General features: G+C 71.8%; 25 protein-coding genes. 11 read left to right on the top strand and 14 right to left on the bottom strand.

All coding sequences use genetic code 11. The annotated features are described in order from the left end of the window. Positions 1–14: 14 nt before the first annotated feature. On the top strand, positions 15–617 hold the full coding sequence (locus tag LRD69_RS18780) for a DUF1707 domain-containing protein (RefSeq protein ID WP_277327741.1): 603 nt from the start codon (positions 15–17) through the stop codon (positions 615–617). Positions 618–651: 34 nt separating this feature from the next. On the opposite strand, the gene LRD69_RS18775 is transcribed toward LRD69_RS18780, so the two are convergent. After that, positions 652–1,062 carry a Zn-ribbon domain-containing OB-fold protein gene (locus LRD69_RS18775; protein ID WP_277327740.1) on the bottom strand — a complete coding sequence of 137 codons (411 nt, stop codon included), beginning with the start codon at positions 1,060–1,062 and terminating at the stop codon, positions 652–654. After that, positions 1,059–1,511, bottom strand: a complete 453-nt coding sequence (locus LRD69_RS18770) for a DoxX family protein (protein ID WP_277327739.1) — start codon at positions 1,509–1,511, stop codon at positions 1,059–1,061. The genes LRD69_RS18775 and LRD69_RS18770 overlap by 4 nt, the downstream gene beginning before the upstream one ends. A gap of 172 nt (positions 1,512–1,683) precedes the next feature. Between LRD69_RS18770 and LRD69_RS18765 the strand changes: the two genes are divergently transcribed. From LRD69_RS18765 to LRD69_RS18745, 5 genes are all read left to right on the top strand, one after another. Further along, the gene (locus LRD69_RS18765) at positions 1,684–2,874 is read left to right on the top strand and encodes an NAD(P)/FAD-dependent oxidoreductase (protein WP_277327738.1); all 1,191 of its coding nucleotides are present in this window, start codon (positions 1,684–1,686) and stop codon (positions 2,872–2,874) included. A 279-nt stretch (positions 2,875–3,153) separates the two neighbouring features. After that, positions 3,154–3,612, top strand: a complete 459-nt coding sequence (locus LRD69_RS18760; protein WP_277327737.1) for a carboxymuconolactone decarboxylase family protein — start codon at positions 3,154–3,156, stop codon at positions 3,610–3,612. Positions 3,613–3,865: 253 nt separating this feature from the next. Then, a complete protein-coding gene (locus tag LRD69_RS18755; RefSeq protein ID WP_277327736.1) occupies positions 3,866–6,094 on the top strand; it encodes an acetate--CoA ligase family protein in 2,229 nt (742 codons plus the stop codon). A 95-nt stretch (positions 6,095–6,189) separates the two neighbouring features. After that, complete coding sequence (locus tag LRD69_RS18750; protein ID WP_277327735.1) at positions 6,190–7,029, top strand: enoyl-CoA hydratase-related protein; 840 nt, start codon at positions 6,190–6,192, stop codon at positions 7,027–7,029. 72 nt (positions 7,030–7,101) lie between these two features. Further along, the gene (locus LRD69_RS18745) at positions 7,102–7,698 is read left to right on the top strand and encodes a flavin reductase family protein (RefSeq protein WP_277329785.1); all 597 of its coding nucleotides are present in this window, start codon (positions 7,102–7,104) and stop codon (positions 7,696–7,698) included. An 8-nt stretch (positions 7,699–7,706) separates the two neighbouring features. Here the strand turns inward: LRD69_RS18745 and LRD69_RS18740 are convergent, their stop codons facing one another. Further along, positions 7,707–9,044 (bottom strand): MFS transporter, encoded by a 1,338-nt coding sequence (locus tag LRD69_RS18740; RefSeq protein WP_277327734.1) that lies wholly within the window; start codon positions 9,042–9,044, stop codon positions 7,707–7,709. 197 nt (positions 9,045–9,241) lie between these two features. Then, positions 9,242–10,474: an MFS transporter gene (locus tag LRD69_RS18735; protein ID WP_277327733.1), complete on the bottom strand. Its 1,233-nt coding sequence runs from the start codon at positions 10,472–10,474 to the stop codon at positions 9,242–9,244. Between the two features lie 182 nt (positions 10,475–10,656). On the opposite strand from LRD69_RS18735, the gene LRD69_RS18730 reads away from it, so the two are divergent. Continuing rightward, a complete protein-coding gene (locus LRD69_RS18730; RefSeq protein ID WP_277327732.1) occupies positions 10,657–11,646 on the top strand; it encodes a helix-turn-helix domain-containing protein in 990 nt (329 codons plus the stop codon). A gap of 88 nt (positions 11,647–11,734) precedes the next feature. Here LRD69_RS18730 and LRD69_RS18725 read toward each other — a convergent pair whose 3' ends face one another. The 3 genes from LRD69_RS18725 to LRD69_RS18715 all read right to left on the bottom strand — a co-directional run bounded on the left by LRD69_RS18725 (position 11,735) and on the right by LRD69_RS18715 (position 14,916). Then, a complete protein-coding gene (locus LRD69_RS18725) occupies positions 11,735–12,784 on the bottom strand; it encodes a Zn-dependent alcohol dehydrogenase (RefSeq protein ID WP_277327731.1) in 1,050 nt (349 codons plus the stop codon). Beyond that, positions 12,781–13,932, bottom strand: a complete 1,152-nt coding sequence (locus LRD69_RS18720) for an acyl-CoA dehydrogenase family protein (protein ID WP_277327730.1) — start codon at positions 13,930–13,932, stop codon at positions 12,781–12,783. The genes LRD69_RS18725 and LRD69_RS18720 overlap by 4 nt, the downstream gene beginning before the upstream one ends. 69 nt (positions 13,933–14,001) lie before the next feature. Next, positions 14,002–14,916, bottom strand: a complete 915-nt coding sequence (locus tag LRD69_RS18715) for an SDR family oxidoreductase (RefSeq protein WP_277327729.1) — start codon at positions 14,914–14,916, stop codon at positions 14,002–14,004. Between the two features lie 100 nt (positions 14,917–15,016). On the opposite strand from LRD69_RS18715, the gene LRD69_RS18710 reads away from it, so the two are divergent. Beyond that, entirely contained in the window at positions 15,017–15,943 is a 927-nt protein-coding gene (locus tag LRD69_RS18710; protein ID WP_277327728.1) for a cyclase family protein, read from the top strand. A gap of 13 nt (positions 15,944–15,956) precedes the next feature. Here the strand turns inward: LRD69_RS18710 and LRD69_RS18705 are convergent, their stop codons facing one another. The 4 genes from LRD69_RS18705 to LRD69_RS18690 form a co-directional block, all read right to left on the bottom strand. Beyond that, positions 15,957–16,451 carry an ATP-binding protein gene (locus LRD69_RS18705; protein ID WP_277327727.1) on the bottom strand — a complete coding sequence of 165 codons (495 nt, stop codon included), beginning with the start codon at positions 16,449–16,451 and terminating at the stop codon, positions 15,957–15,959. Positions 16,452–16,940: 489 nt separating this feature from the next. After that, a complete protein-coding gene (locus LRD69_RS18700; protein WP_277327726.1) occupies positions 16,941–17,897 on the bottom strand; it encodes an acyl-CoA dehydrogenase family protein in 957 nt (318 codons plus the stop codon). A 7-nt stretch (positions 17,898–17,904) separates the two neighbouring features. Next, positions 17,905–19,059: an acyl-CoA dehydrogenase gene (locus tag LRD69_RS18695; protein WP_277327725.1), complete on the bottom strand. Its 1,155-nt coding sequence runs from the start codon at positions 19,057–19,059 to the stop codon at positions 17,905–17,907. Next, a complete protein-coding gene (locus LRD69_RS18690; RefSeq protein ID WP_277327724.1) occupies positions 19,059–20,258 on the bottom strand; it encodes an amidohydrolase family protein in 1,200 nt (399 codons plus the stop codon). The genes LRD69_RS18695 and LRD69_RS18690 overlap by 1 nt, the downstream gene beginning before the upstream one ends. Positions 20,259–20,437: 179 nt before the next feature. Here LRD69_RS18690 and LRD69_RS18685 point away from each other — a divergent pair, with 179 nt between their 5' ends. Further along, a complete protein-coding gene (locus LRD69_RS18685) occupies positions 20,438–21,982 on the top strand; it encodes an AMP-binding protein (RefSeq protein ID WP_277327723.1) in 1,545 nt (514 codons plus the stop codon). Positions 21,983–22,152: 170 nt separating this feature from the next. Here LRD69_RS18685 and LRD69_RS18680 read toward each other — a convergent pair whose 3' ends face one another. Both LRD69_RS18680 and LRD69_RS18675 read right to left on the bottom strand, forming a co-directional pair. Continuing rightward, the gene (locus LRD69_RS18680; protein WP_277327722.1) at positions 22,153–22,674 is read right to left on the bottom strand and encodes an EF-hand domain-containing protein; all 522 of its coding nucleotides are present in this window, start codon (positions 22,672–22,674) and stop codon (positions 22,153–22,155) included. A 93-nt stretch (positions 22,675–22,767) separates the two neighbouring features. After that, on the bottom strand, positions 22,768–23,142 hold the full coding sequence (locus tag LRD69_RS18675; RefSeq protein ID WP_277327721.1) for an STAS domain-containing protein: 375 nt from the start codon (positions 23,140–23,142) through the stop codon (positions 22,768–22,770). Between the two features lie 276 nt (positions 23,143–23,418). Between LRD69_RS18675 and LRD69_RS18670 the strand changes: the two genes are divergently transcribed. Both LRD69_RS18670 and LRD69_RS18665 read left to right on the top strand, forming a co-directional pair. Continuing rightward, entirely contained in the window at positions 23,419–24,030 is a 612-nt protein-coding gene (locus LRD69_RS18670; RefSeq protein ID WP_277327720.1) for a sigma-70 family RNA polymerase sigma factor, read from the top strand. Beyond that, positions 24,027–25,403, top strand: a complete 1,377-nt coding sequence (locus LRD69_RS18665) for a zf-HC2 domain-containing protein (RefSeq protein WP_277327719.1) — start codon at positions 24,027–24,029, stop codon at positions 25,401–25,403. The genes LRD69_RS18670 and LRD69_RS18665 overlap by 4 nt, the downstream gene beginning before the upstream one ends. A gap of 12 nt (positions 25,404–25,415) precedes the next feature. On the opposite strand, the gene purU is transcribed toward LRD69_RS18665, so the two are convergent. Continuing rightward, positions 25,416–26,294, bottom strand: a complete 879-nt coding sequence (gene purU, locus LRD69_RS18660) for a formyltetrahydrofolate deformylase (RefSeq protein ID WP_277327718.1) — start codon at positions 26,292–26,294, stop codon at positions 25,416–25,418. Positions 26,295–26,309: the final 15 nt, after the last annotated feature.

The raw sequence follows: 26,309 nt of genomic DNA, 5'->3' as shown, positions 1-26,309 counted from the left end.
GTATCATCAGGTGCATGACCGCCGAGCCCCCGAACTCCGTCAGTCGGCTGCGTGCCTCCGACGCCGACCGTGAAGCCGTGGTGGACCAGTTGAGGGAGGCGGCGGCCGAGGGCCGTATCGACCTCGACGAGCTGGACACGCGCCTGGGCCAGGCGCTGGTCGCCAAGACCTATGCCGAGCTGGCGCCCCTCACCGCCGATCTGGGGCCCGCGCCGCGGGATCAGGGAAAGCCGCTGGTCCTCAAGGGCGGCATCCACGGCGCGGCGCGCACAGGACGCTGGAAGGTCCCCGCGCACATCGACGTGGACGGCGGCATGGGCGGGGCCAGGCTCGACTTCACACAGACCGAATGCCGGCTGCGCGAGATCCAGCTGGAGGTCAACGGGCAGATGGGCGGGGTCAGGATCATCATCCCGGCGGGCTGGGCCGCGGAGACCGACGAGGTCGATCCCGGCCTGGGCGGCTTCAAGGACCGGACCAGGGACGAAAGGCTTCCGGGCACCCCGCTGATCCGCGTCACCGGAACAGCCGGCATGGGTGGTGTGGTCATCCGCCACCCCAACGTCTGGGAGCGGTGGAAGCTACGGCGCGCACGGCGGCGCAGCAGGTCCTTCTGAGTCGTGCCGGGTGAGCGGCGGAGCCGGGGCCGTCTCACGGCTGGAAGACCGGTACCGCCTCGCCGCCCTCCTCCTGCCGGAAGGCGACCTGGAGTTCCATGCCGATGGCGAGGCGGGACTCCTCGCAGTCGACGATCTCCGTCATCATGCGCGGCCCCTCCGCGAGGTCGACGACGGCCGCCGTGTACGGGACGCGGGCGCCGAACGGCGGCAGGTCGTTGCGGTGGACGACGGACCAGGTGTAGAGCGTCGCGCGGCCGCTCGCCCGCTCCCAGGTGACGTCCTCGCTCCAGCAGTGCGGGCAGAACTCGCGCGGGTAGTGGTGGGGCCTGTCGCAGGCGTGACAGCGGCGCAGCAGCAGGTGGCCCTCGGCGGCCGCGTCCCAGTAGGGGCGGGTGAAGTCGTCGGGTTCGGGCAGGTCGAAGCGGGGGGTGCCCGTGGTCATCGGAAGAGTCCGATCGCCTCGTCGAGGGACCAGACCTGCCAGGACATGGCGAAGAGGGCGACGATCGAGATCAGCGCCATCATCGCGTTCTGCCCCTGCTCGGCCCAGTCGTGGATCATCAGCACCAGGTAGAGCAGGTTGAGGAGCAGTCCGCCGACGAGTGCGACGGGCGTCAGGAAGCCGGTGACCAAGCCGAGCCCCAGGGCGAATTCGGCGTAGACGACGATGTGGGCCATGACCTTGGGGCGGGGCGCGACGACTCGCCGGAAGCCGGTCCGCACCGCCGCCCACCGGTGCTTGCCCGCGACGTCCGCCGCCCAGGCGATGCCCGTACCGCGTTCGAACCAGCCTTTCTTGTCCTTGTGCCGCCAGCTCTCCAGCCACCAGAGGCCGAGCCCTATGCGGAGAACGGCGAGCCATTCGGCTGCGCCGAGCCAGATCGTCTGCATCAGGGCGCCTCCCACTCAAGGAATCTGACGGTACGTCAGTTCACCTGATCGGACACGGCTGCGCAAGAGGTGCGCAGAACGCGGACCAAAGGCACACACCCGTGATCAATTCGCAATCGATTCCGATCTTGACCGAGACCCATCGAGTAAGCACGCGATTACGCTCCGAACCATGTCCGACAGCACCTCTACCGCCGGTGACCCCAGCTCCGCGCTCACCGCCACCACGGAACACCGGCCCGTCTACGTCATAGGCGGCGGCCCGGGCGGTCTCGCCGCCGCGGCCGCCCTGCGCGCACAGGGCGTGCGGGCCGTCGTACTGGAGAAGTCCGAGAAGGTCGGCGCCTCCTGGCGCCGTCATTACGACCGGCTGCATCTGCACACCACCCGCCGCTGGTCCGCGCTGCCGGGGCTCGCGATGCCGCGCCGGTTCGGGCGCTGGGTCTCCCGCGACGACGTGGTGCGCTACCTGGAGAAGTACGCCGAGCACCACGAGCTGGAGGTGGTGACCGGTGTCGAGGTGTCCCGGATCGACCGGGCGGCGGACGGCACCGGCTGGCAGCTGACCGCAACCGGTGGACGGGTACTGACCGGGCGGGCCGTGGTCGTGGCCACCGGCTACAACCACACCCCGCGGGTCCCGGACTGGCCGGGCCGCGAGACGTTCACCGGCGCACTGGTGCACGCCTCGGACTACCGCAACCCCGCCCCGTACGCGGGCAAGGACGTTCTGGTCGTCGGCATCGGCAACACGGGGGCGGAGATCGCCGTGGACCTGGTGGAGGGTGACGCCTCCCGGGTGCGGATCGCGGTACGCACCGTTCCGCACATCGTGCGCCGCTCGACGGCGGGCTGGCCCGCCCAGGCGACCGGCATCCTGGTCCGCAGACTGCCGGTGCGGCTGGTCGACCGGGCCGGCCGGCTGATGGCCCGAGCAGCCGTGCCCGACCTCGCCGGACACGGGCTGCCGCGCCCGGACACCGGCCTCTACTCACGGGTCAAGGACGGCGCCATTCCGGTCCAGGACGTGGGCCTGATCGACGCGGTGCGGGACGGCCGGGTGGTACCGGTGGCAACGGTCGGCTCGTTCGACAAGGACACGGTGGTGCTGGCGGACGGGACCCGGATCACGCCGGACGCGGTGATCGCGGCGACCGGCTACCGGCGGGCGCTGGAGGGGCTGGTCGGGCACCTCGGCGTCCTGGACGCACGCGGCAAGCCGGTGGTGCACGGCGGCCGCACACCGGACCAGGCGCCCGGCCTGTACTTCACCGGGTTCACCAATCCGATCAGCGGCATGTTCCGCGAGATGGCCCTGGACGCGGAGAAGATCGCCAAGAGGCTCGCGAGGCGGGCCGGCTGACCCGGGGCCGCGCGACCCGCCGCTTCGCGATCCTGCGAGCCCCCGGCCCTGGGCCGGGATGGCGGGAACGCCCGGCAGTGCACGCACGCCGCTCCCGGACGGCCGGTGGCGATCGGGCGCTCCCCTGGCGTCCCCAGGGACACCGGGGGGCCTCCGCTCCGGCCCCCGCAAGAAAATCCTCGGCGCCCGTCACATCCGCTCAACGCGTTCCGTCAGTGCTCTGAAGGACGAAGACGAACGGGTGTCGCCCCAGGCCCCGAAGATCCGAGGAGCAGCATCATGGAAGCACGCATCAAGAGCCCTGCCGCCATCATCCCCGAGGCCATGCCCGCCATCCAGGACCTCCTGAAGGCCACACGGAACCAGGGCGTCCCGGACTCGACACTGGAACTCGTCCACCTGCGGGCGAGTCAGATCAACGGCTGCAGCTTCTGCGTCGACTACGGGGTCCGCAACTCCCGCAAGTCGGGCGTTGCCGACGAGAAACTGTTCACCGTGGCGGCCTGGCGCGAAGCGCCGTACTTCTCCGACGAGGAGCGCGCGGCGCTGGCGCTCACCGAGGCGGCGACCCGGCTGAGCGACCGGGGCGACGCGGTGCCGGACGACGTCTGGGACGCGGCGGCCGACCACTTCGACGAGCGGGGGCTCGCGGCACTGACCCTCATGATCGGCATCACCAATATGTTCAACCGCGTCAACGTCGCGACGAGGCAGCCGGCGGGCGTGCCGGCCTGGTAGCCGGCGCGCCGTCACGTCGGCACCAGGAGAGGGGCCTCCGCGACCGGAGGCCCCTCTCGCCCGTTCCGGGCCCGGACGCCCACAGGGGTGCACGGCGGCCCCCGAGTGCCCCTGCCCACTGCAGCCCGTCGTCGGTCTTTGTCTGCACACCCATTCCTGACGGAACGTCAGTTCAGTAATCTGACATAGCGTCAGCTTCGGGCTGGCCGGGTACAGGTACCCCGACGGACCTCTAGCAGAAGTGGGCGGAACGATGCTCGGATCGACTCACGGCACCCTCACCACACACTTCCGCGCCCGGGTGGTGGCCTGCGGCGAAGAGCCTCACGCGACCGTCCACAGCATGACGGCGGCCGCCGCGGAAGGCGACCTCGACGTCAGCGGCCGCCCGCTGCACGCCCCCGTGCCCGACCTGGACCGGTTCTTCCGGCCCGGGTCCGTGGCCGTCATCGGGGCGTCCGACACCGACGGCCGGCCCAACACCGGCATCACCCGGCAGCTCATCGCCTGGGCCGAGCGCGTCGGGGCGCGGCTGCACCCCGTCCATCCCACGCGGGAGTCCGTCTTCGGCCTGCCCTGTTCTCCTTCCGTCGCGGACCTGCCGGAACAGGTCGATCTGGCGGTGCTGCTGGTCGGCGACCCGCTCCCGGTGATCGAGGAACTCGGCCAGGCCAAGGTGAAGTTCGCAGTCGCCTTCGCCTCCGGCTTCGCCGAGACCGGCGAGGAGGGCGCCGCCGCCCAGGCGCGGCTGGCGGCCGCGGTGGAGCGGTCGGGGCTGCGGCTGCTCGGGCCGAACACCAACCTCAACGCGTTCGAGCCGTTCCGGGACGACCTCGACGGACCGGCGATCGCCCTCATCACCCAGTCCGGCCACCAGGGCCGCCCGGTCTACACCCTCCAGGAGCTCGGTGTACGCCTGTCGCACTGGGCGCCCACGGGCAACGAGGCGGATCTGGAGACCGCCGACTTCATCTCGTACTTCTCGCAACGTCCCGAGGTCGGGGCCATCGCCTGCTACGTGGAGGGGCTCAAGGACGGGCGTTCCTTTCTGCTCGCCGCCGACCGCGCGGCGCGGGCCGGTGTTCCGGTCGTGGCGGTCAAGGTGGGCCGCACGGAGACGGGGGCCAGGACGGCCGCGTCACACACCGGCAAGCTGACCGGCGCCGACCGGGTGGTGGACGCGGCGATGCGGCAGTTCGGTGTCATCCGGGTGGACGGGCTGGACGAACTCCAGGACACCGCCGCCCTGCTGGCCCGCGCACGGAAGCCGCAGGCCGACGGGGTCGTCGTGTATTCGATCTCCGGCGGCACGGGTGCGCACTTCTCGGACCTGGCGACCGGCGCGGGGCTGAAGCTCCCCACCCTGTCCGATGAGAAGCAGCGCGAGCTGCACGCATGGATACCCGGCTATCTGAACGTGGCGAACCCGGTCGACAACGGCGGGCACCCGGTCGGCGACTGGCGCGGCCGGAAGATCATCGACGCGCTCCTCGCCGACCCGGAGGTCGGCGTGCTGATCTGCCCGATCACCGGCCCGTTCCCCCCGATGAGCGACCGGCTCGCGCAGGACCTGGTGGACGCCGCGGAGACCACGGACAAGCTGGTGTGCGTGGTGTGGGGGTCGCCGGTCGGCACGGAGGACGCGTACCGCACGACGCTGCTCGGCTCGTCCCGCGTCGCCACCTTCCGCACCTTCGGCAACTGCATCTCCGCCGTGAAGGCCTATCTGGACCATCACCGGTTCGCCGCCTCGTACCGCTCGCCCTTCGACGAGGCGCCGCGCACGCCGTCGCCCTCGTTCCGCAAGGCGCAGGCCCTGATGCGCCCGGGCCATCAGCTGAGCGAGCACGCGGCGAAACAGCTGCTGCGGGCGTACGGCATCCGCGTCCCGCGCGAGCAGCTGGTCACCAGCGCGGCGGCGGCCGTACGGGCGGCGGGTCTGGTCGGCTACCCGGTCGTCATGAAGGCGTCCGGGGCACGGCTGGCCCACAAGACGGAGCTGGGTCTGGTCAAGGTCGGGCTCACCTCCGCCAGCCAGGTCCGCGACACGTACCGCGAACTGACCGACATCGCCCGCTACGACGGCATCGAGCTGGACGGCGTCCTGGTCTGCCAGATGATCGAGCGGGGCGTCGAGATGATGCTCGGCGTCACGCACGACGCCCTGTTCGGACCGACGGTGACGGTCGGGCTCGGCGGCGTACTCGTCGAGGTGCTGCACGATGCGGCGGTACGGGTGCCGCCGTTCGGCGAGGACCAGGCGCGGGCGATGCTCGGCGAACTGCGCGGCCGGGCCCTCCTGGAGGGCGTACGCGGCGGACCGCCGGTGGACGTCGACGCGCTCGTCGAGGTCGTGCTGCGCGTGCAGCGAATGGCGCTGGAGCTGGGCGACGACCTCGCCGAGCTGGACATCAACCCGCTGATGGTGCTGGGCCGCGGGCAGGGCGCCGTGGCGCTGGACGCGCTCGCCGTCTGCCACTGACCAGCCCCCCGCGCCGGCCGCCGCCCCACCGGTCACCCGGACCGGCCCGCCTCCGGTCCCGCCGCCCACCACGCCATCTGCCGAGGAGCTGCCTCATGCCGTCCTCCCCCGAAGACACCACCGAGCCCACCGGCCCGGTCGAACCGGTTGATTCATCGGTACTCCACGCCACCGACAACGGCGTCTCGTGGATCACGCTGAACCGCCCCGAGGCGATGAACGCGGTCACCTGGGACCAGCGCGAACGCCTCATCGCGCTCCTCGCCGACGCCTCCGCCGACCCCTCGGTCCGGGCCGTCGTCCTCACCGCCACCGGTCGCGGCTTCTGCGCGGGCGCCGACCTGCGCGGCGCCCCGTCGGCCGGCGAACGGATCGCCGGCGATGTGGCCCGCATCATCCGGCTCGGCGCACAGCGCCTGATCGCCGCGGTCCTGGACTGCGAGAAGCCGGTGATCGCGGCCGTCAACGGGACGGCGGCCGGCATCGGCGCGCATCTGGCATTCGCCTGCGACCTGGTACTGGCTGCCGACTCGGCGAAGTTCATCGAGGTGTTCGTACGCCGCGGCCTCGTCCCGGACGGTGGCGGTGCGTATCTGCTGCCGCGCCTGATCGGCCCGCAGCGCGCGAAGGAGCTGATGTTCTTCGGCGATGCGCTTCCCGCGGCGGAGGCGGAACGTCTGGGCCTGGTCAACCGGGTGGTCCCGGCCGAGGAACTGACCGCGGCGGCCCGGGAGTGGTCCCAGCGCCTGGCCGACGGCCCGACCCGCGCCCTCGCTCTCACCAAGCAACTCATCAACGCGTCCCTGGACACCGGCCGGGCGACGGCGTTCGCCGCCGAGGCGATGGCCCAGGAGATCAACATGACGACGCACGACGCCGGCGAGGGCGTGGCGAGCTTCATGGAACGCCGCACGCCGAAGTACCGGGGGCTTTGACGAACCGGACCGGCCCTCTTCCTATCTGACGATCCGTCAATTTCAATGGGGGGTGTGATGGGACACGCAGGCATGGCCGCCACCGCCGTCCGGTACCTCAGGTCCGTCGGCGCCGCCACGACCGCCGGCCCGGCGCCGGTCGATCCGCTGCCGCGCCCCGATCTGCGGGCCGTCGCCGACGGCGAACGGCCGCCCGTCGATCCGGCCGAATTCCGGCGTGTGCTCGGCCACTTCGCGACCGGCGTCACCGTCGTGACCGCTCACACCACGGACGGCCCGGCGGGGTTCGCCTGCCAGTCGTTCGCTTCGCTCTCCCTCGACCCGCCACTGGTCGCCTTCATGGTCGCCCGCACCTCGACGACCTGGCCGCGCATCGCCCACGCCGGGGCGTTCTGCGTCAACATCCTGGGCGCGCAACAGGGCGCGCTGTGCCGGAAGTTCGCGGTGAGCGGGGCCGACAAGTTCGCCGGAGTGACGTACGGGGCCGCTCCCGCGACCGGTTCGCCGCTGCTCAGCTCCGTTCCCGCCTGGGTCGACTGCCGCATCCAGGCCGTCCACACGGGCGGCGACCATCTGATCGTGGTGGGGCGGGTGGAGGCGCTGGGGGCGGCGGACGGGGACGGCCCGCTGCTGTTCCACCGGGGGGCGTTCGGGCGCTTCAGCGGGTGAGCGCCACCTCAGCCGATGCCCGCCGGCGCCACCGGCTCCGGGGTCCGGGCCTGCCGCCGGATCACCAGCGCCATCAGCGCCGCCGTCGCACACAGCGCCCCCGCCGCGTACCAGACCATGTCGTACGAGCCGAACGCATCGCGCGCCACGCCGCCCAGGAATGCCACCAGTGCCGCGCCAACCTGGTGGGAGGCGAGGACCCAGCCGAAGACGATCGCGCTGTCCTCGCCGTACTGCTCCCGGCACAGGGCCAGCGTCGGCGGGACCGTGGCCACCCAGTCCAGGCCGTAGAAGACGATGAAGAAGACCATCGGCGGGTGCACGGACGGCGCCATCAGCATCGGCAGGAACATCAGGGAGATGCCGCGCAGCGCGTAGTAGACGGCGAGGAGCCGGCGGGCGTCGAAGCGGTCGGTGAGCCAGCCGGAGAAGACCGTGCCGATGATGTCGAAGACGCCGATGACGGCCAGCAGCGAGGCGGCCGCGGTGATGGGCATCCCGTGGTCGTGGGCCGACGGCACGAAGTGCGTACGGATCAGGCCGTTGGTCGAGGCGCCGCAGATCGCGAACGTGCCCGCGAGCAGCCAGAACGGTCCGGTGCGGGCGGCGTCGAACAGGACGCGCACGGTGCGGCTCGCCGCCCCCCGCGCGGGCACCGGCTTCTCCACGTATCCGCCGCCGTACGGGGCCAGGCCCACATCGGCCGGGTGGTCGCGCATCAGGAACCAGACGAACGGCACGACGACGAGTGCGGCCAGGGCGACGGTGACCGAGGCCGGGCGCCAGCCGTGTTCCTCGACGATCCAGGCGCACAGCGGCAGGAAGACCAGCTGGCCGGAGGCGCCGGCCGCGGTGAGGATGCCGGTGACCAGACCGCGCCTGGCGACGAACCAGCGGTTGGTGACCGTCGCCGAGAAGGCCAACGCCATCGAGCCGGTACCCAGGCCCACCAGCAGGCCCCAGTAGATCATCAGCTGCCAGGCGGCCGTCATCCAGACACTGGCCAGAGCCCCCGCCGCGACCGTGGACAGGGCCACGACGACCACCCGGCGGATCCCGAACCGGTCCATCAGCGCGGCGGCGAACGGAGCGGTCAGTCCGTACAGCGCCATGTCGATCGAGACGGCCAGCCCGATCTCCCCACGGGACCAGCCGAACTCCGTGTTCAGCGGTTCGATGAGGAGGCCGGGCAGCGAGTTGAAGGCGGCGCCGCCGATGATCGTCACGAAGGTGACGACGGCGACGATCCAGGCGCGGTGAACGCGCCGGCGGGAGGGCCGACCGGGGGCTGCGGATACGGCCTGCCGGTCGTCGTCCCGGGCGGCGTTCTCGATTGTCTGGGTCACGTTCATCAGCATCCGGTCCTGGCCGCCTCACGGACGAGTGGCCCGGCGGACACTGTTCGCAGGAATCGGGCCACGAAGGCGGGCGTACGGTCACCCGCCCCGGAGACATCGGGTCCGGCAACGGCCCTCGTCACGCCCGCGCCCGGGCCCCGTGCCCGGCCGCGACCGTCAGCGACGCCCGGCAGCAGTCGCCCTCGTCACCCGATCCGCTCCAGCCGGCGGATCGGCCGGGCGGCCAGCAGCACCGCCACCGCCAGCAGGTTGATCACCGCTCCGGCGAGCAGCACCTCCGGTGCGCCCACCGCGTCCGCGACCGGTCCCGCCAGCGCCCGGCCCGCCGCCAGCATCAGCAGGGAGCCTGCCACGTCGTACGCATGGAGCCGGTTCAGGGCCTCCGGCGGGACGTGCGTCTGAACCGTCGTCGACCACATCACCAGCCAGAACGCGAACACCGCGCCCGACACGAACTGCCCGGCCCCCAGCGCGAACACCGGCATCCCGAGGCCCAGCACCACGAGGTTCAGGCAGACCCCGGTCAGCGCGATCGCGCCCGCGGCGAGCGGGCGGCGCGGTCTCAGCCGCAGGGCGAGCAGGCCGCCGACCACACTGCCCGCGCCGTTCACCGCCATCATCACGCCGTACGTCCCCGAGCCATGCGCCTCGGTGACCTCGACCGCGGTCAGCGGGAGCATCGGGCCGAGCACGGTGAATCCGTACACCGTCCAGATCGCGATCACGCCCCACAACCAGCTGCGCGCCCTGAACTCCCGCCAGCCGTCCACCAGTTCCGCGACGAAGGTGCCGCGGTGCGTCTCGTCCGACGGCATCGGGGCGAGCCGCAGCAGGAAGAGGCAGACGCCGGAGACCGCGAACGTCGACGCGTTCGCCGCGTACACCGCTCCGGCGCTCGCCAGCCCGACCAGCATTCCCGCGAAGGCCGGGCCCGCCATGGTCATCAGCGCCTCGGAGACCCGGAGCACCGCGTTGCCGCGCTGCACGTCCAGCGCCACCCGGGGCACCGTCGACGCGACGCCCGGCTGGAAGAGTGCGGCGCCGACGCCGGCCACCGCGCTCAGGGCGTACACGGCCCAGAGCGGGGGGTTGCCGGTCGCGAAGGAGATGGCCAGCACGGATGCCCCGACCAGCCGCAGCGCGTCGGCGATGATCATCATCCGACGGGGGGTGAACCGGTCCGCCAGTACGCCGCCGAAGAGCACGAACAGCGCCAGCGGGCCCATCCAGGCGGCCAGCGCGAAACCGACGGAGGAGTGCGGGCGGCCGGCGCCCAGCAGGCCCGCGGTGAGCGCCACCGGGATCATGCCGTCGCCGAAGAGCGCGGCGGTACGGGCGATGAAGAAAAGCCGGAAGTTGCGGTTCCAGAGCTCACCTCCCGGACGGTCGCCGTCCCACCCCGCATCCCGGGGCGACAAGGGACCCGTACGGCTCGGGGCGGGCGACCGGGAGGGGACGCCTTCGCGGTCCGCCCCGGGAGGGGTAACGGGAATGTGTGCGCGCTCTGCTGACTTTTCCTTCACATCAGTGACATGTATCAGTTTAAGGTCTATACCACTAGGTCCTGTCCACGGCCGAGAGGTGAAAGGGGCCCGCGTCCATGCGGCACCGCGTCGTCGTCCTCGCCCTCGACGGGCTGCTCCCCTTCGAACTGGGCATCCCGCAAAGGATCTTCGGCCGGGCGCGGAGCGCCGACCCCGGCGACCCGGACCCGAACCTGTACGAGGTCGTGACCTGCTCCGTCCGGCCGCCCGGGCCGGTCACCACCGACGCGGACTTCACCATCATGGTCGGGCTGGGCCCCGAGGCACTGGCCACCGCCGACACGGTCGTCGTCCCCGCCTCCTACGAGCTCGGCCCGGTCCACGACGAGGGCAGGCTGACGGACGAACTCGCCGCGGCCTTCGCGTACATCAGGTCGGGCACCCGGCTCGTGTCGATCTGCACGGGCAGTTACGTCCTCGCCGCCGCCGGGTGTCTCGACGGGCGCCCCGCCACCACGCACTGGTCGTCCGCCGACCACTTCCAGCAGCTGTTCCCGCGGGTCCGGGTCGATCCGGACGTGCTGTTCATCGACGACGGGGACATTCTCACCTCGGCCGGCGTCGCCGCCGGCATCGACCTCTGTCTGCACATCGTGCGCCGCGACCACGGCACGGCCGTCGCCAACGAGGTCGCCCGCCGCATGGTCGTACCGCCGCACCGGGACGGCGGCCAGGCGCAGTACATCCGACGCCCCGTGCCCGAGGACCGGTCCGCGACCACGACGGGTGCGCGGGCCTGGGCGCTCGGGCGGCTCGACCGGCCGATCCTGCTGCGCGACATGGCGCAGCAGGAATCGATGAGCGTCCGGACGTTCACACGCCGGTTCCGTGAGGAGGTCGGGATCAGCCCCGGACAGTGGCTGACCCAGCAGCGGGTGGAACGGGCCCGCGGCCTCCTGGAGTCGACGGATCTGTCGGTCGATCAGGTGGCGCGGGACGCGGGGTTCGGGACGCCGACGTCACTGCGCCAGCACATGCAGGCGGCGCTGGGGGTGTCACCGACGGTGTACCGGCGGACGTTCCGCGCGGGAGCGCGGAGTCGGTGAGCATGCGGATGCGGCGCCCGAGCGCCTGGGGCCTTTCGTTTGGATCATGCTGGGCTCGCGGGGCCCGGCATGATCCAAACGAAAGGCCCTAGAAGACCAGCACACCGCGCGCCACTCTCCCGTGGTGCGCGTCGTCCGCCGCCTTCTCGAAATCCTCCACCGGGTAGGTCTCCGTGACCAGTTCGTCCAGCAGCAGCGTGCCCTGCCGGTACAGGTCCGCGTAGAGCGCGATGTCGCGCTGCGGGCGCGAGGAGCCGTACCGGCAGCCCAGGATCGACTTGTCCAGATACATCGACGAGACGAGGAACGACGCCTCCGCCGTCGCCGCCGGGACACCCAGCAGGACCGCCTGGCCGCGCCGGTCGAGGAGGTCGATCGCCTGCCGGATGAGTTCCGTGCGGCCCACGCACTCGAAGGCGTGGTCCGCGCCGGACGGCAGGATCGCGCGTACGCCGTCCGCCGACGGCAGGAAGTGCGTCGCGCCGAACTGCCGCGCCACCACCTCCTTCGCCGGGTTGGCGTCGACCGCCACGATCGTCAGTGCGCCCGCGATCCGCGCGCCCTGGATCACGTTGAGCCCGATTCCGCCGGTGCCGATCACGACGACCGTGTCGCCGAGGTCGACCTTCGCCCGGTTGAGCACGGCCCCGACCCCCGTCAGTACACCGCAGCCGATCAGGGCCGCGGACGTCAGCGGGATGTCGGCGGGAATCCTCACCGCCTGCACGGCCTTGACGAGGGTCCGTTCGGCGAACGCCGAGTTGGAAGCGAACTGGTACAGCGGCTTGCCACCCCGCGAGAACGGCTGCCCGGGCCTCCCGATCGCCTTGCGGCACATCGTCGGCCTGCCCCGGTCGCACTGGGCGCAGGCGCCGCAGTTGGCCAGCGTGGACAGCGAGACATGGTCGCCGGGCACGACATGCGTGACGCCCGCGCCGACCGCCTCCACCACGCCGGCGCCCTCGTGCCCGAGCACCACCGGCAGCGGGAACGGAATGGTTCCGTCCACGACCGAGAGGTCGCTGTGGCACAGGCCCGCGGCGGCCACCGCGACCAGCACCTCGCCGGGGCCCGGGTCGCGTACCTCCAGGTCGTCGACGACCTCGGTCCGTGTGCCGTCGAAGACGACGCCTCTCATCTCGGCTCCCTCGGTAGGCCGAGCACCCGCTCGGCGATGATGTTCCGCTGGATCTCGTCCGAGCCGCCGTAGATGGTGTCGGACCGGGCGAAAAGGAACAGGCGCTGTGCCTCGTCGAGTTCGTACGGTGCGGTGGGCGTCCAGTCGTCCGGCCCCACGGCCGCGGCGGCGCCCCTGACCTCCACGGCGAGCTCGCCGAGGCGTTTGTGCCAGCCGCCCCAGAGGAGTTTCGCCACGCTCGGGGCGCCCGCGTCGCCGGAACCGCCCAGGGTGCGCAGGGCATTCCAGCGCATGGTCTTCAGCTCGGCCCACTGCCGCACGAGCCGTTCGCGCAGTACAGGGTCGGCGACCGCACCACCGGCCACGGCGGTGCGGAGCACACGGTCCAGCTCCGCGGCGAAGCCGATCTGCTGGACGAGGGTGGAGACACCGCGCTCGAGAGCGAGCAGCCCCATGGCGACGGTCCAGCCGTTGCCCTCACCGCCGACGACCTCCTCGGCGACCGCGCCGTCGAAGAACACCTCGTTGAACTCGCTCGTCCCCGACATCTGACGGATCGGCCGTACCTCGACCCGGCCCGGCTGGTCCATCGGCACCAGCAGGAACGACAGCCCGTGGTGGCGCTGCGAGCCCGGATCCGTGCGGGCGAGGACGAAGCACCAGTCGGCTTCGCGGGCGAGCGAGGTCCAGATCTTCTGGCCCGTGACGGTGTACCGGCCGGTGCCGTCCGGTACGGCGGTGGTCCGCACCGCGGCGAGGTCGGAACCGGCGCCGGGTTCGCTGTACCCCTGGCACCAGAGTGCTTCGCCGCGGGCGACGGCGGGCAGGAAGCGCTGCTTCTGGGCGCGCGTGCCATGGGCGATGAGGATGGGGGCCAGGAGGTTCTCGCCGATGTGGCCGACGCGGGCGGGGGCGCCGGCGCGGGCGTACTCCTCCGCCCAGGCGATCTGCCGGGTGAGGGTGGCCTGCCGGTTTCCGTAGCCGGTTTCGCCAGCGTCCCAGCCGAGGCCGATCCAGCCGGCGCGGCCGAGCTCCTGCTCCCAGGCGCGGCCGCCCTCGGTGGCGCAGGGCCGCCCGAGGCGGTCCTCCAGCCAGGACCGTGCCTCCTGCCGGAAGGCGTCGTCCGCTGCGTCGAACGCGAAGTCCACGTTCCCTCCTCGGGGTCGGACGGGCGGGCGGATGGTCGGTCACCGGACGGCCTGGCCGCCCGGCACCGGTCACGCGTTGGGCCGTGCCCCTCGCGCCGCCGCAGCCGCCATCTCCTCCAGCCGCGCCAGCATCGGCATCGGATCCACCCCCACCGTCCCCGGCAGGAAGTCGGCGATCCGCTCCGGCGTCCAGGCCCCCTCCGCGTACCCCGCGCGCAGTTCCCTCGGCTGGGCCCAGACCGCGATCTTCGGGCCGGCGATCGTGTAGACCTGGCCGGTGATCCGCTCGGCGCGGGCCCGGTCGCTGAGCAGGTAGACGACCAGGGCCGCCACCTCCTCCGGTTCGCCGATCTCCTTCAGCTCCATAGGGACGTTCGCCGACATCCGGGTCCGGGCCACCGGGGCCACCGCGTTCGCCGTGACGCCGTACTTGTGCAGGCCGAGCGCCGCACTGCGGACGAGCGAGATGATTCCGCCCTTCGCGGCGCTGTAGTTGGCCTGGGCGACGCTGCCCTGGTGGTTGCCGCTGGTGAAGCCGATCAGCGTGCCGCCGCCGTCCTGTTTCCGCATCACCGCGGAGGCCGCCCGGAAGACGGTGAAAGTGCCCTTCAGATGGGTGGCGACGACCGGGTCCCACTCCTCCTCGGACATGTTGAACAGCATCCGTTCGCGCAGGATCCCGGCCACGCACACGACGCCGTCGATCCGGCCGAACTCCGCCAGCGCCGTGTCCACGACCCGCTGCCCGCCCGCCATCGTGGAGATGTCGTCGGCGACCGCGACGGCCGTGCCGCCCGCCGCCTCGATCTCCTTGACGACGGACTCGGCCACCTCGCTGCCCGGTTCGCCGCCCTCGACGGAGACGCCGTAGTCGTTGACCACGACCCGGGCCCCTTCCGCCGCCGCGGCGAGCGCGACCGCTCGTCCGATGCCACGGCCGGCACCGGTCACGGCCACCACCTTGCCTGCCAAGAAGTTCCCCATGCCGGCCCCTTCCCACGGTTTCTGACGGACCGTTAGATTTTACGGGCAGTCGGCTCCGTCAGCACAAGACCCGGCAACCCACGGATTCCAGGAGGCATCGATGTCCTTGCCGGCCGAGTTCCACGAGATCGCCAAGCGCGTGAACAACTGGGGGCGCTGGGGCGCGGACGACGAGATCGGCACGCTCAACCTGATCACCGACTCCGTGGTACGGGATGCCGCGGCCACCGTCCGCACCGGGCAGCGCATCCCTCTCGCGCTCCCCCTCCGGCAGGACGGGGTGCAGAGCGGGCTGATCCCCGGGCGGGTGAATCCGCTGCACGCCATGGTCCAGATCAACCAGGAGCTCTTCGGCCCCGGCACGGTGGCGACCAGCGACGACATCGTGACGCTCGGTCTGCAGGCGGCCACCCACTGGGACGCGCTCACGCACGCCTCGCACTCCGGGAGGATCTACAACGGCCGCCCGGCCGACACCGTCACCGCGCACGCCGGCGCACAGTTCAGCTCCATCGCCGCACCCCGGCACCTCGTCTCCCGCGGCGTGCTGCTGGACGTGGCGCGCGCCCACGGCGTGGACCGGCTGCCCGGCGATCACGCCGTGACCCCGGAAGACCTGGACGCGGCCGAGGAGTTCGGCGGGGTCCGGGTCCGGGCCGGTGACCTCGTGCTCGTACGGACCGGGCAGGTCCAGGTGTATCTGGCGGGCGACAAGCAGGCGTACGCCTATCCGTCACCGGGTCTGTCGGTCCGGACGCCCGAGTGGTTCCATGCGCGCGATGTCGCCGCGGTCGCCAATGACACGCTGACGTTCGAGATCTTCCCGCCGGAGATCGAGGATCTGTGGCTGGGCGTGCATGCGCTGGATCTGGTCGAGATGGGCATGCTGCAGGGCCAGAACTGGAATCTGGAAGGGCTGTCCACCGCCTGTGCGGAGGCGAAGCGCTACGGCTTCCTGCTCTCCGCGATGCCGGAACCGTTCGTCGGTGCCACTGGCACCCCGGTGGCACCGGTGGCCGTCCTGTGAGAGCCCCGGATGTTCATGCGTGAGGGATGACGGCGGCGGGCGACGGCTCGTACCGTGCCTGGTCATGCGCCCCGGCCTGGATCTGGACCTGCACCACCGGCACCCCCCGGTCCACCTCGCACCAGATCTGCTTGCCGGCGCCCTCCGGCTGCCAGCCCCAGCGGTCGGCGAGTCCGTCGACCAGCTCCAGGCCCCGGCCACCGGTGTCCTCGCCCACCGCGCGCCTCTGCTGCGGCGGGCGGCAGCTGCTGTCGGCCACCTCGACCCGTACGGTCCCGGCCGCCCCGGCCGTGCCTGTCGCGCCGAACAGCATGCGCAGCACCGCCGGACAGCCGGTGTGGACCACCGCGTTGGTGACCAGTTCCGAGATCAGCAGGATGAGCGTCTCGGCCAGCGGCTCGTCGTCCCTTATCCCGGACCCGGCCAGCCTCGACCGCGCCCACCTACGGGCACGCCCCACCTCTGCGGGATCCGGCCCGACCTCCAACTGAACCTGAAGCACCTGCACCGCTCACACCATCCGAACCGGCGGACACATCGCCTCGCGCCTCCTCGGGATCACGGAACGTGATTCCCTTACGAGACAGCATGGTTGACGTACAGTCACCGCAACAAGCGCTTCGGGCATATTCCAGCGCGAAGGAGTACGCGTGGTGCATACTGTGCGACGCGCGTCGCGGGGAGTCGAACAGAAGCGCGCCGAGGCCTCGAGAACCGTTCCCCGGGCGGGCACCGCGCGACTTCCTGGAGCGCGAGCAGGGCACCTCGGCCGGACCGGAGTCGCCACATCGGCAACATCCGGACCACTTGGTTCCAGAACCACTCGCATCCAACGGAGCGTACCCGAGCCGACGGCAACTGCGGCGTGTGACGAATCACGCAAAGGACACAAGCCGGTATCGACGCCCTCTGACTGCACTGCGTAACTCCGTAGCGTGAACCTCAGGGGCCTCTCCCGTCACCAGGATGTGCGCGGCGCCCGTCGGCACCCCACCCCTCAACAGCGGTCCAGATCGGCCGCGAGCGACTCCTCCGCCTCGGCCGCCGTCAGCCACTGCCCGGCTCGCAGCCAGGCCCTCTTGAGGTGCAGATGCACGTCCGCCTCCCAGGTGAAGCCCATTCCGCCGTGCACCTGAAGGCAGTCGCGCGCGTTGCGGACGGCCGCCTCGTCGGCGAGCAGTTTGGCGCCCGCGATCTCGGCCGGGTCCGCGGTCACGGCTGCCGCGTACACGGCGGTACGGGCCAGTTCGGCGCGCACCAGCATCTGGGCGCACAGGTGTTTGACCGCCTGGAAGGAGCCGATCGGCGCACCGAACTGCTTGCGCCCACGGGCGTGTTGAACGGCCATATCGGTGGTGCGCGCGGCGCTGCCGAGCTGCTCGGCGGCGGCCAGCAGGGCGCCTTCGAGCCGAAGCCGCGCCCCGTCGGCCCCGGGCACCGGGTCCCCGGGCGCGGCCGGGACCGTCACGCGGTGCAGCGGCGTGAGCGGGTCGAGTGACCGCACGGGACGGGCGCCCCGTACGAGCGCGCGCAGCGCATCCCCCTCCACCACCCGCACCACCTCTCCCGCCAGGAAGATCAGCGCATCCGCCGCGTCCAGATGGGACACCGGCCGCCCTGCGTCCAGCACCGCGACCACCGACCGGCCCTCGGCCGCCCCTTTCACCGCACCCGCGGCAAGATGCGTGGCCACCAGCGGCCCGGGCAGCAGCACCCGTCCCGCCTCCTCGAACAGCAGGACCGACTCGGGCAGGCCCAGCCCCACCCCGCCCGCCGACTCCGGCAGCCGCAGTGCGAAGAACCCGGCCGCGCCGAGCTCCCCCCACATGCCCGGGTCGACGTCCGTGCCGGCGTCGAGCGCGGCCCGCATCCGGTCCCTGCCGAAGCGTCCGGCGAGCAGGTCCCGTATCCCCGCCCGCAGGGCCCGCTGGTCGTCCGAGAGCTGGAAGTCCACAGTCCGCTCAGCGCCCCTTCGGCAGGCCGAGGATCCGCTCGGCGACGATGTTCTGCTGGATCTGCGAGGTGCCCGCGGCAATCGTGTACGAGAGCGATGTCAACCGGTCCAGGACCCACTCCCGGTCCAGATCGGCTCCGTCGGCGCCGAGCACCTCGGCCGCCGTGTCGTACAGCTCCTGGCGAGCCTGCGAGTAGCGCAGCTTGAAGACCGAGCCGCCGGTGCCGGGCACGCCGCCGCTGCGCTGCGCCTCGCCGACGTTCCACTGCGTGAGCCGCCACAGCGCCCGGAACTCGGCGTTCAGCCTGCCGAGCGTCCTGCGCAGCACCGGGTCGTCCCAGCGGCCGTTCGCCCGGGCCTCGGCGGCCAGGGCGGCCAGGGTGCGGCGGCAGGCGACGACCTCGCCGACGAACGCCGTACCGCGCTCGAAGGACAGGGTGACCATGGTGACCCGCCAGCCGTCGTTCTCCGCGCCGACCCGGTGGGAGACCGGCACCCGCACCTCGTCGAGGAACATCTCGGCGAATTCGGTGGACCCGGCGAGCGTGCGCAGGGGGCGGACGGTGACGCCGGGGGCGCCCATCCGCATCGCGAGCCAGCTGATCCCCCGGTGCCGGGGCGCCGCCGGATCCGTACGCACCAGCAGCTCGCACCAGTCGGCGACCTCCGCGTGCGAGGTCCAGACCTTCTGGCCGCTGACCACGTAGTGGTCGCCGTCGCGGACCGCCCGGGTCCGCAGCGCGGCCAGGTCGGAGCCCGCTTCCGGTTCGCTGAACCCCTGGCACCAGATCTCGTCGCCGCGCAGGACCGGCGGCAGCCAGCGGGCCCGCTGGCCGGCCGTGCCCTCGGCGGCGATCGTCGGCCCGGCGTGCAGCAGCCCGACGAAGTTCGCCCCGACGTACGGCGCCCCGGCCTTCTCCGTCTCCTCCAGGAAGATCAGATGCTGCGTGGGGGTCGCGCCCCGCCCGCCGGCGTCGACGGGCCAGTGCAGGCCCGCGTACCCGGCGTCGTACAGCATCCGCTGCCAGGCGGTGTCGTACGCCCGCCGTCCCGGCCAGTCGTCCGGGCGGGGCCTGGCGGGCAGCCCGGGCAGCACCGCGGCGAGCCACTGCCGCAGCCGCGCCCGGAACTCCTCTTCCTCCGGCGTGCACGACAGGTCCACTACCTGTCCCTGTCCAGGTCGAGGTCCAGCATCCGGATCGCGTTTCCGCGCATCAGTTTGTAGACCGTCTCGTCGTCCAGTCCCTTGACGTGGTCGAGGGCGACCTCCTTGGTGTGCGGGAAGGTCGAGTCGACGTGCGGGTAGTCGGTCTCGAACGTGGCGTTGTCCCGCCCGACCACATCGAGCGACGCGACCCCGTGCTTGTCGCGGAAGAAGCAGCAGAACATCTGCCGGTAGTAGTACGCCGACGGCGGCTCGGGGATGAGATCGCGCACCCCGCCCCACGCGCGGTGCTCCTCCCACACGTCGTCGGCGCGCTCCAGGGCGTACGGAATCCACCCCATCTGGCCCTCGCTGTAGGCGAGTTTCAGTTGCGGGAACCGCACCAGCACCCCGCTGAACAGGAAGTCCATCATCGAGGCCATCGCGTTGTTGAAGGAGAGCGAGGCCTGTACGGCGGGCGGGGCGTCCGGCGACGCGGCCGGCATCTGCGAACTCGACCCGATGTGCATGTTGACGACCGTGCCGGTCTCCTCGCAGACCGCGAAGAACGGGTCCCAGTAGCCGGTGTGGATGGACGGCAGACCGAGATGGGTGGGGATCTCGGAGAAGGTCACCGCCTTCACCCCGCGTGCGGCGTTGCGCCGGATCTCGGCGACCGCGAGACCGACGTCCCACAGCGGAATGAGACACAGGGGAATCAGCCGGCCGCCGCTGTCGCCGCACCACTCCTCGACCATCCAGTCGTTGTAGGCGCGTACGCAGGCGAGCGCGACCTCCTTGTCGTGCGCCTCGGCGAAGGTCTGCCCGCAGAAGCGGGGAAAGGTCGGGAAGCAGAGCGACGCCTCGACATGGTTGAGGTCCATGTCCTTGAGCCGTTCGCCCGGATCCCAGCAGCCCCGGCGCATCTCGGCGCGGGTGATCCCCTCCAGGGTCATGTCGTCGCGGTCGAAGCCGACGGCGGCGATGTTCCGCTTGTACGGGAACTTCAGGTCCTCGTAGATCCACCAGTCGGTCGGCGGCCCGTCCGGATCCATCGTGATGACGTACTTGCCGCCGGTGTACGCCAGTTCGCCGATGCCCGCGGTGAGCGGCTGCGGGCCGCGGTCGCGGTACTTGGCGGGCAGCCAGGCCGAGAAGAGGTGCGGCGGCTCGATCACATGGTCGTCGACGCTGACGATCCGAGGCAGTTCCGTCATGGTGTCCCCTTCGGCGTGCACGGCACGTATCCGAGCCCCGCCCGCTACATATCTGATGACCCGTCAGATCTGGTTCCGGCCCCCAGGCTAGCCCCGCACCCCTGGACCGACAAGGCGCAGCGCTCTACGCTCTGCGCACGATCTGACTACCCGTCAGCAATGAGGGAGCGGGGAACGCAGTGAACGAGACCGCACACGCCCTGGGCGCATCGGCCACCTTCTGGGAGCTCATCGAGCGCCGCGCCGCGCTGACCCCGGACCGCCCCGTCCTCATCCAGGACGAGCGCACCCTCACCTTCGGCGAGCTGCGCGACCGCTGCGAGCGGGTCGCGGCGGGGCTGTACGAGCTGGGGGTGCGCCCCGGCTCCGTCGTCGCCTGGCAGCTGCCGACCCGCCTGGAGACGGCCCTGCTCTCCTTCGCCCTCACCCGGATCGGGGCCGTGCAGACGCCCGTCATCCCGTTCTACCGGGACCGCGAGGTGGGGTTCGCGCTGCGCGAGTCGAAGGCGGGCTTCTTCGCCGTACCCGGCACCTGGCGCGGCTTCGACCACACCGCGATGGCACACCGGCTGGCGGCGGAACCGGACCGTCCGCCGCTGGTCCTCGAGGCGTACGAACAGCTGCCGGACGCCGACCCCGCGGTGCTCCCTCCGCCGCCCGCCGACGGCACGGCGGTGCGCTGGATCTACTGGACCTCGGGAACGACCTCCGACCCGAAGGGGGTCCTGCACACCGACCGCAGCCTGATCGCGGGCGGCTCATGCCTGGCCCACGCGCTGCGTCTGTCGGCCGACGACATCGGCTCGATGGCGTTTCCGTTCGCCCATATCGCCGGGCCCGACTACACCGTGATGCTGCTGCTCTACGGCTTCCCGGCGGTTCTCTTCGAGCACTTCGCCATGCCCGGCGCCCTGGACGGCTACCGGCGCCACGGGGTGACGGTCGCCGGCGGCTCGACCGCGTTCTACTCGATGTTCCTGACCGAACAGCGCAAGGACCCCGCGGTCAAGGTGGTCCCCACCCTGCGGCTGCTGGCGGGCGGCGGGGCGCCGAAACCGCCGGAGGTCTACCACGCGGTCGTACGGGAGATGGGCGTCCAGCTCACCCACGGCTACGGCATGACCGAGGTCCCCATGATCACGATGGGCGCGCCGGACGACACGGTGGAGCAGCTCGCCGAGACGGAGGGCAGGCCGCCCGAGGGCATGGAGATACGGATCACCGACGAGGACGGCAAGCCGCTGCCGAACGGCACGGACGGCGAGGTACGGCTGCGCGGGGAAGCCGTCTGCCAGGGCTATCTGGACGCGGCCGCGACACGGGACGCGTTCGACGGGGACGGCTTCCTCATCACCGGCGACGTCGGCCGTCTCCAGGAGAGCGGCCACCTGGTCCTCACCGGCCGCCTCAAGGACATCATCATCCGCAAGGGCGAGAACATCTCCGCCAAGGAGATCGAGGACCTCCTCCACCGCCACCCGGACGTGGCTGACGCGGCGGTGATCGGTCTGCCGGACGCGGTGCGCGGGGAACGGGTCTGCGCGGTCGTCGAGCAGCCGGCCGGGGCGGGGGCGCTGTCGCTGGCGGCGCTCGCGGGATATCTGCGCGCGGAGGGGCTCGCGGTGCACAAGGTGCCGGAGCAGTTGGAGGTGGTGGACGCGCTGCCGCGCAACGAGACGCTCCGGAAGGTGCTCAAGTACAAGCTGCGGGAACGGTTCGCCTGACGCCCGCCGGCCCGGCGACGGGATCTCGACCTGGCCCTCCGGGCGATCCGTGCAGCGGGTCGACGGCGACCCCGTCAGCCGCCTCGCGGAGGCGCTCGCGGACCGGTGAAGGTGGGACCGGGTGCGGCCCCGGCGAGAGGGTCACGCACCCGGCCCGGTCGGTGGCGCGCCTACGCGTCGGGTTCGATCACCGTGAAGTAGACGGCGAACGCGGCGACCGCGTCCTCCTCGGCGATCCGGCCGTCATGGTCCGTGTCCAGGCTCCGGGCCGCCAGGCTCGCCGACTCGGCGCTCGCACCGAGCACCTTCAGCGCCCGCTCCACGGCCGGCACCGACGCCGCGCCGTCGTCGTCCTTGTCGGCCACGGCGATCGCGGCGCGCAGGAACGGGCGGGCGATCTCCGCGAACCGCTCCGGGCTGTCGCGCAGGCGTTTCACGGCCCCGCCCACGAACTCCTCGCGCGTGACGCGCTGGTCCCCGTCGACGTCGGCGATGCCCGCCATGCCCTGCCAGAAAGCCTCGGCCCCGGTGTAGAGCGCCTGGCCCTTGTCGCAACGGGCCGTCGTGCCGAACTCGGCGAGCAGACGGGCCGCGGCGGCGTTGAAATCGGCGCGATCGATGTATCCGTTGCCGTCCTGGTCGAAGGCGGCGAAGCGGAAGGCGATCTTGCGCTCGTACTCTGCGCTGTCCATGCGGGGAGCGTACGACGCCGAGCGGCGTCACGTGTCACTTACGCGCGCCACCGGTGTGACAACCTGGTACTCACACCGAGTTCCGGACACGTTTCAGGCCGGGAGCGGCCGGGCTTTCTCGTCGACGGCCGCGAACCGGTCGGGGAACACCGCGAACAGCCGGCGTACCCCGAGAGCGGCCAGCACCCGGTTGACGTGCGAGCCCTCCTCGGCGCCGCGGGCGGGCAGGATCAGCCGCAGCCGGCCCCCGCAGGAGCTCATGAGCCGGCGGGCGGCGACCAGTACGCCGACGCCGCTGGAGTCGCAGAACATCACCTCGGAGAGGTCGAGCACCACGTCGTGGCGCCCGAGGGCGACCGCGTCGTGGACGTGCCGGCGGACGACGGGAGCCGTCACCAGGTCCAGTTCGCCGCAGATGTGCAGCACGGTCCAGACGCCCTGCTCGGTCTCGGCCACCTTCAGAGTCACGCGATCCGGCCTCTCGTTCCAGGAATCCCGACGATCCGGAAGTACTCGTTCCTCTGGCGGCTGCCCCACCGCGCATCCATGAAACACCGACCTACCGAGGAAGACACAGGCGATTTCAGGCAGAAATGATCACTTGAGGTCCGATTTCAACGCCCTGGAGCGCCGCATTCCCTACCATCCAGGGCGTGCTCAGGGGCGCACTTGCCGCAAAGAGACGTTCATGGTCGGCGTGGCCGACTACATTCGAGGCGACGAGGGCACAGGGCTGGGGGTCCTATGGCGAAAGACACACCACCCCGCTGGGACCGCAGGATGCAGCAACGGCTGGCACGCGGCGAGGCGGCGGCCCTCGGCGAGCTCTACGACCGCTTCGCCTCGCTCGTGCACAGCCAGGCCCACCGGATGCTGGACGACGAGTCGGCCGCCGACCTGGTGACCCGCGAGGTCTTCGGCTTTGTGTGGGAGAACCCCGACGCGTACGACCCCAAGCAGGGTTCGATGCGGTCCTGGGTGGCCCGGCTCACCCACCGTCAGTCCGTGCAGCGTCTGCGCGGTGCGCAGACGTCCCCGTTCTCGCGGGACTACGACGACGCGGCCGACGACGGGCCGGACGGCACCGCGGACCGGCAGGACCTGGAGGAGCGGGTGCAGCGCGCCACCGCCGCGGCCCGCGCCGACTACATCGTCGCCTCCATGCCCGCACCGCTGCGGGCCGCGCTGGAGCTCGCGTACATCCAGCGCAGGGACTACCGGCAGACCGCGGCCGACCTCGGGGTGACCGAGGACGAGGCCCGCCGGCGCCTGCGGCTCGGGCTGCAGCTGCTGTCCACCGCGCACACCCGCCCGCTGGAAGGGTTCTCGCCGCCCGGATACGGACGGGCCCTGTGAGCGCGGGCGACGGCGCGGACGGACGCGACGGCAACGAGCGCGACGACGAGGTACGGCGCATACCGGGACCGAGGGCCGCCGCGGACGACTTCGACCTCGACGCCGTACCGCCGCCCGCCCCGGGCACGGACCGGCCGCAGGGGACGACACCGGAACCGGAGGCCGGGGAGCCCGGGCCGGCGGCTCCGGAACCGTCGCTGCCGGCGCCCCGGCCTGCCCTGGTGCTCCCCCACCGCGTCCTCAAGTCCCTCCTCGGCGCGTGGGCCCTGGCCGCCTGTTCCGCGGACGAGACCGAAGCCGTCGAGGCGCACCTCACCGAGTGCGCCGCGTGCGCCGACGAGGCGCTGCGGCTGCGCGACGCGGTCGGCCTGCTGCACACCGACGGCAGTCTGGACCTCGACCCGATGCTCCGCTCCCGGGTGCTCGACGCCTGTCTGAGCCGTCGCCCCGCCACGATCCCGGTGCCGGACTGGGCCGCTCCGTACGACGCGGAGACCGCCCGGCTCGATGCGCTGCTCCGCGACTTCGGTGACTCGGAATGGCATGCGCCGGTACGGCTGAAGTGGTTCGAGCGCGAGCGGGCGGTCAACCGGAAGACGACGGTCGCCGGCGTGATCGGCCATCTCATGACCGTCGACGGCCTGGTCAGCACGGCCCTCGGCCTGGACGATCCGCTCGGCGGCGCTGTCGCCAGGGTCGGCAGGCGGGGCCCGGGCGACCCCGGTGCGGCCGTCGCCGCCCTCCCGGCCTCGCCGGCGGCGCGCACCGAGGCGTACTGGTCGGCCGCCCGGCGGCCGCCGACCCGGGCCATCCGCCAGCCCTGGCGCGAGCAGAGCCACGCCCTCATCCGCACGGTGTCGTTCGCAGGACGCGGGGTCGCCGAGCTCTCCGTCTCGTACGGGGACTTCGCCCTTCCGCTGCAGGACTCCCTGCTGGACCGGGCCTTCGAGTGCTGGGTGCACGGCGGCGACATCGCGGACGCGGTGGACTATCCGTACGAGGCCCCGTCCGCCGCCCATCTCCACCGGATGATCGACCTCGCGGCCCGGCTCCTCCCGGCCGCCCTCGCCGGGCGCCGCCGGGCCGGGCTCGCGGCGCCCGCACGCCACCTGGTGACGGCCGGATCGCCGGGCCGCTCGCTCCATCTGGAGATCGAGGGCTCGGGCGGCGGCAACTGGTACATCGCGCTGGACTCCCCGGCCGCGCTCGGCTCGCCCGACCACACGGTCGCGCAGGTGGCGCTGGACGGCGTCGAGTTCTGCCAGCTCGTCGCGGGGCATGTGTCACCCGTCGAGGCGGCCGCCGGCCAGGAGGGCGACCGCGAGGCGATTCGCGACGTGCTGTTCGCGGCGGCGTCCCTCAGCCGCCTGTGAGCCGTACCGCCCTCAGGCGAAGATCACCGTACGGCGGCCGTTGAGCAGGATGCGCCGTTCCGCGTGCCACTTCACGGCGCGGGCCAGTGCCTGGCACTCCACGTCGCGCCCGATGGCGACCAGCTGGTCCGGCGTCACGCCGTGGCCCACCCGCTCGACCTCCTGCTCGATGATCGGCCCCTCGTCGAGGTCGGCGGTCACATAGTGCGCCGTGGCACCGATCAGCTTCACGCCCCGGGCGTGCGCCTGGTGGTACGGCTTGGCGCCCTTGAAGCTCGGCAGGAAGGAGTGGTGGATGTTGATGATGCGGCCGCTCAGCTGCTTGCACAGATCGTCCGAGAGGACCTGCATGTAGCGGGCGAGGACGACCAGTTCGACGTTCTCCTCGCGGACCAGCTCCAGCAGCTGCGCCTCCGCGTCCGCCTTGTTCTCCCTGGTCACCGGGATGTGCCGGAACGGAACGCCGTACGAGGCGACGAGCTCGGCGAAGTCCGTGTGGTTGGAGACGACGGCCGCGATCTCGACCGGCAGCGCCCCGATCCGGGAACGGAACAGCAGGTCGTTGAGACAGTGGCCGAACTTGCTGACCATCAGCACGACCCGCATCCGCTCCGACGCCCGGTGGATCTGCCAGTCCATCCGGAACGAGTCGCCAATGGCGGCGAAGCTGGCCCGCAGCTTCTCCACGTTCACCGGGGTGTCCGCCGTGAAGTGGACGCGCATGAAGAACAGACCCGTGTCGTGGTCGCCGAACTGCTGGCTGTCCTCGATGTTGCAGCCGGTCATGAAGAGATAGCTCGACACGGCGTGCACGATGCCCTGTTTGTCCGGGCACGAGAGGGTGAGGACGTACTGCTCGGGGGTGATGTCGGCAGGCTGCGGCGCGGTCATGCCCGTAGCGTGCCA

The organism is Streptomyces sp. JH14, from assembly GCF_029428675.1.
In the GTDB taxonomy this organism is placed as follows: domain Bacteria; phylum Actinomycetota; class Actinomycetes; order Streptomycetales; family Streptomycetaceae; genus Streptomyces.
Note: the sequence above shows the minus strand (reverse complement) of the source record. Positions and strands in the feature narration are given on the sequence as shown.

Bases quoted from the DNA above. Each gene is read 5' to 3' on its own strand.
- LRD69_RS18780 (WP_277327741.1), top strand. From the start codon at position 15: ATGACCGCCGAGCCCCCGAACTCCGTCAGTCGGCTGCGTGCCTCCGAC.
- LRD69_RS18775 (WP_277327740.1), bottom strand. From the start codon at position 1,062: ATGACCACGGGCACCCCCCGCTTCGACCTGCCCGAACCCGACGACTTC.
- LRD69_RS18770 (WP_277327739.1), bottom strand. From the start codon at position 1,511: ATGCAGACGATCTGGCTCGGCGCAGCCGAATGGCTCGCCGTTCTCCGC.
- LRD69_RS18765 (WP_277327738.1), top strand. From the start codon at position 1,684: ATGTCCGACAGCACCTCTACCGCCGGTGACCCCAGCTCCGCGCTCACC.
- LRD69_RS18760 (WP_277327737.1), top strand. From the start codon at position 3,154: ATGGAAGCACGCATCAAGAGCCCTGCCGCCATCATCCCCGAGGCCATG.
- LRD69_RS18755 (WP_277327736.1), top strand. From the start codon at position 3,866: ATGCTCGGATCGACTCACGGCACCCTCACCACACACTTCCGCGCCCGG.
- LRD69_RS18750 (WP_277327735.1), top strand. From the start codon at position 6,190: ATGCCGTCCTCCCCCGAAGACACCACCGAGCCCACCGGCCCGGTCGAA.
- LRD69_RS18745 (WP_277329785.1), top strand. From the start codon at position 7,102: ATGGCCGCCACCGCCGTCCGGTACCTCAGGTCCGTCGGCGCCGCCACG.
- LRD69_RS18730 (WP_277327732.1), top strand. From the start codon at position 10,657: ATGCGGCACCGCGTCGTCGTCCTCGCCCTCGACGGGCTGCTCCCCTTC.
- LRD69_RS18725 (WP_277327731.1), bottom strand. From the start codon at position 12,784: ATGAGAGGCGTCGTCTTCGACGGCACACGGACCGAGGTCGTCGACGAC.
- LRD69_RS18715 (WP_277327729.1), bottom strand. From the start codon at position 14,916: ATGGGGAACTTCTTGGCAGGCAAGGTGGTGGCCGTGACCGGTGCCGGC.
- LRD69_RS18710 (WP_277327728.1), top strand. From the start codon at position 15,017: ATGTCCTTGCCGGCCGAGTTCCACGAGATCGCCAAGCGCGTGAACAAC.
- LRD69_RS18690 (WP_277327724.1), bottom strand. From the start codon at position 20,258: ATGACGGAACTGCCTCGGATCGTCAGCGTCGACGACCATGTGATCGAG.
- LRD69_RS18680 (WP_277327722.1), bottom strand. From the start codon at position 22,674: ATGGACAGCGCAGAGTACGAGCGCAAGATCGCCTTCCGCTTCGCCGCC.
- LRD69_RS18670 (WP_277327720.1), top strand. From the start codon at position 23,419: ATGGCGAAAGACACACCACCCCGCTGGGACCGCAGGATGCAGCAACGG.
- purU (WP_277327718.1), bottom strand. From the start codon at position 26,294: ATGACCGCGCCGCAGCCTGCCGACATCACCCCCGAGCAGTACGTCCTC.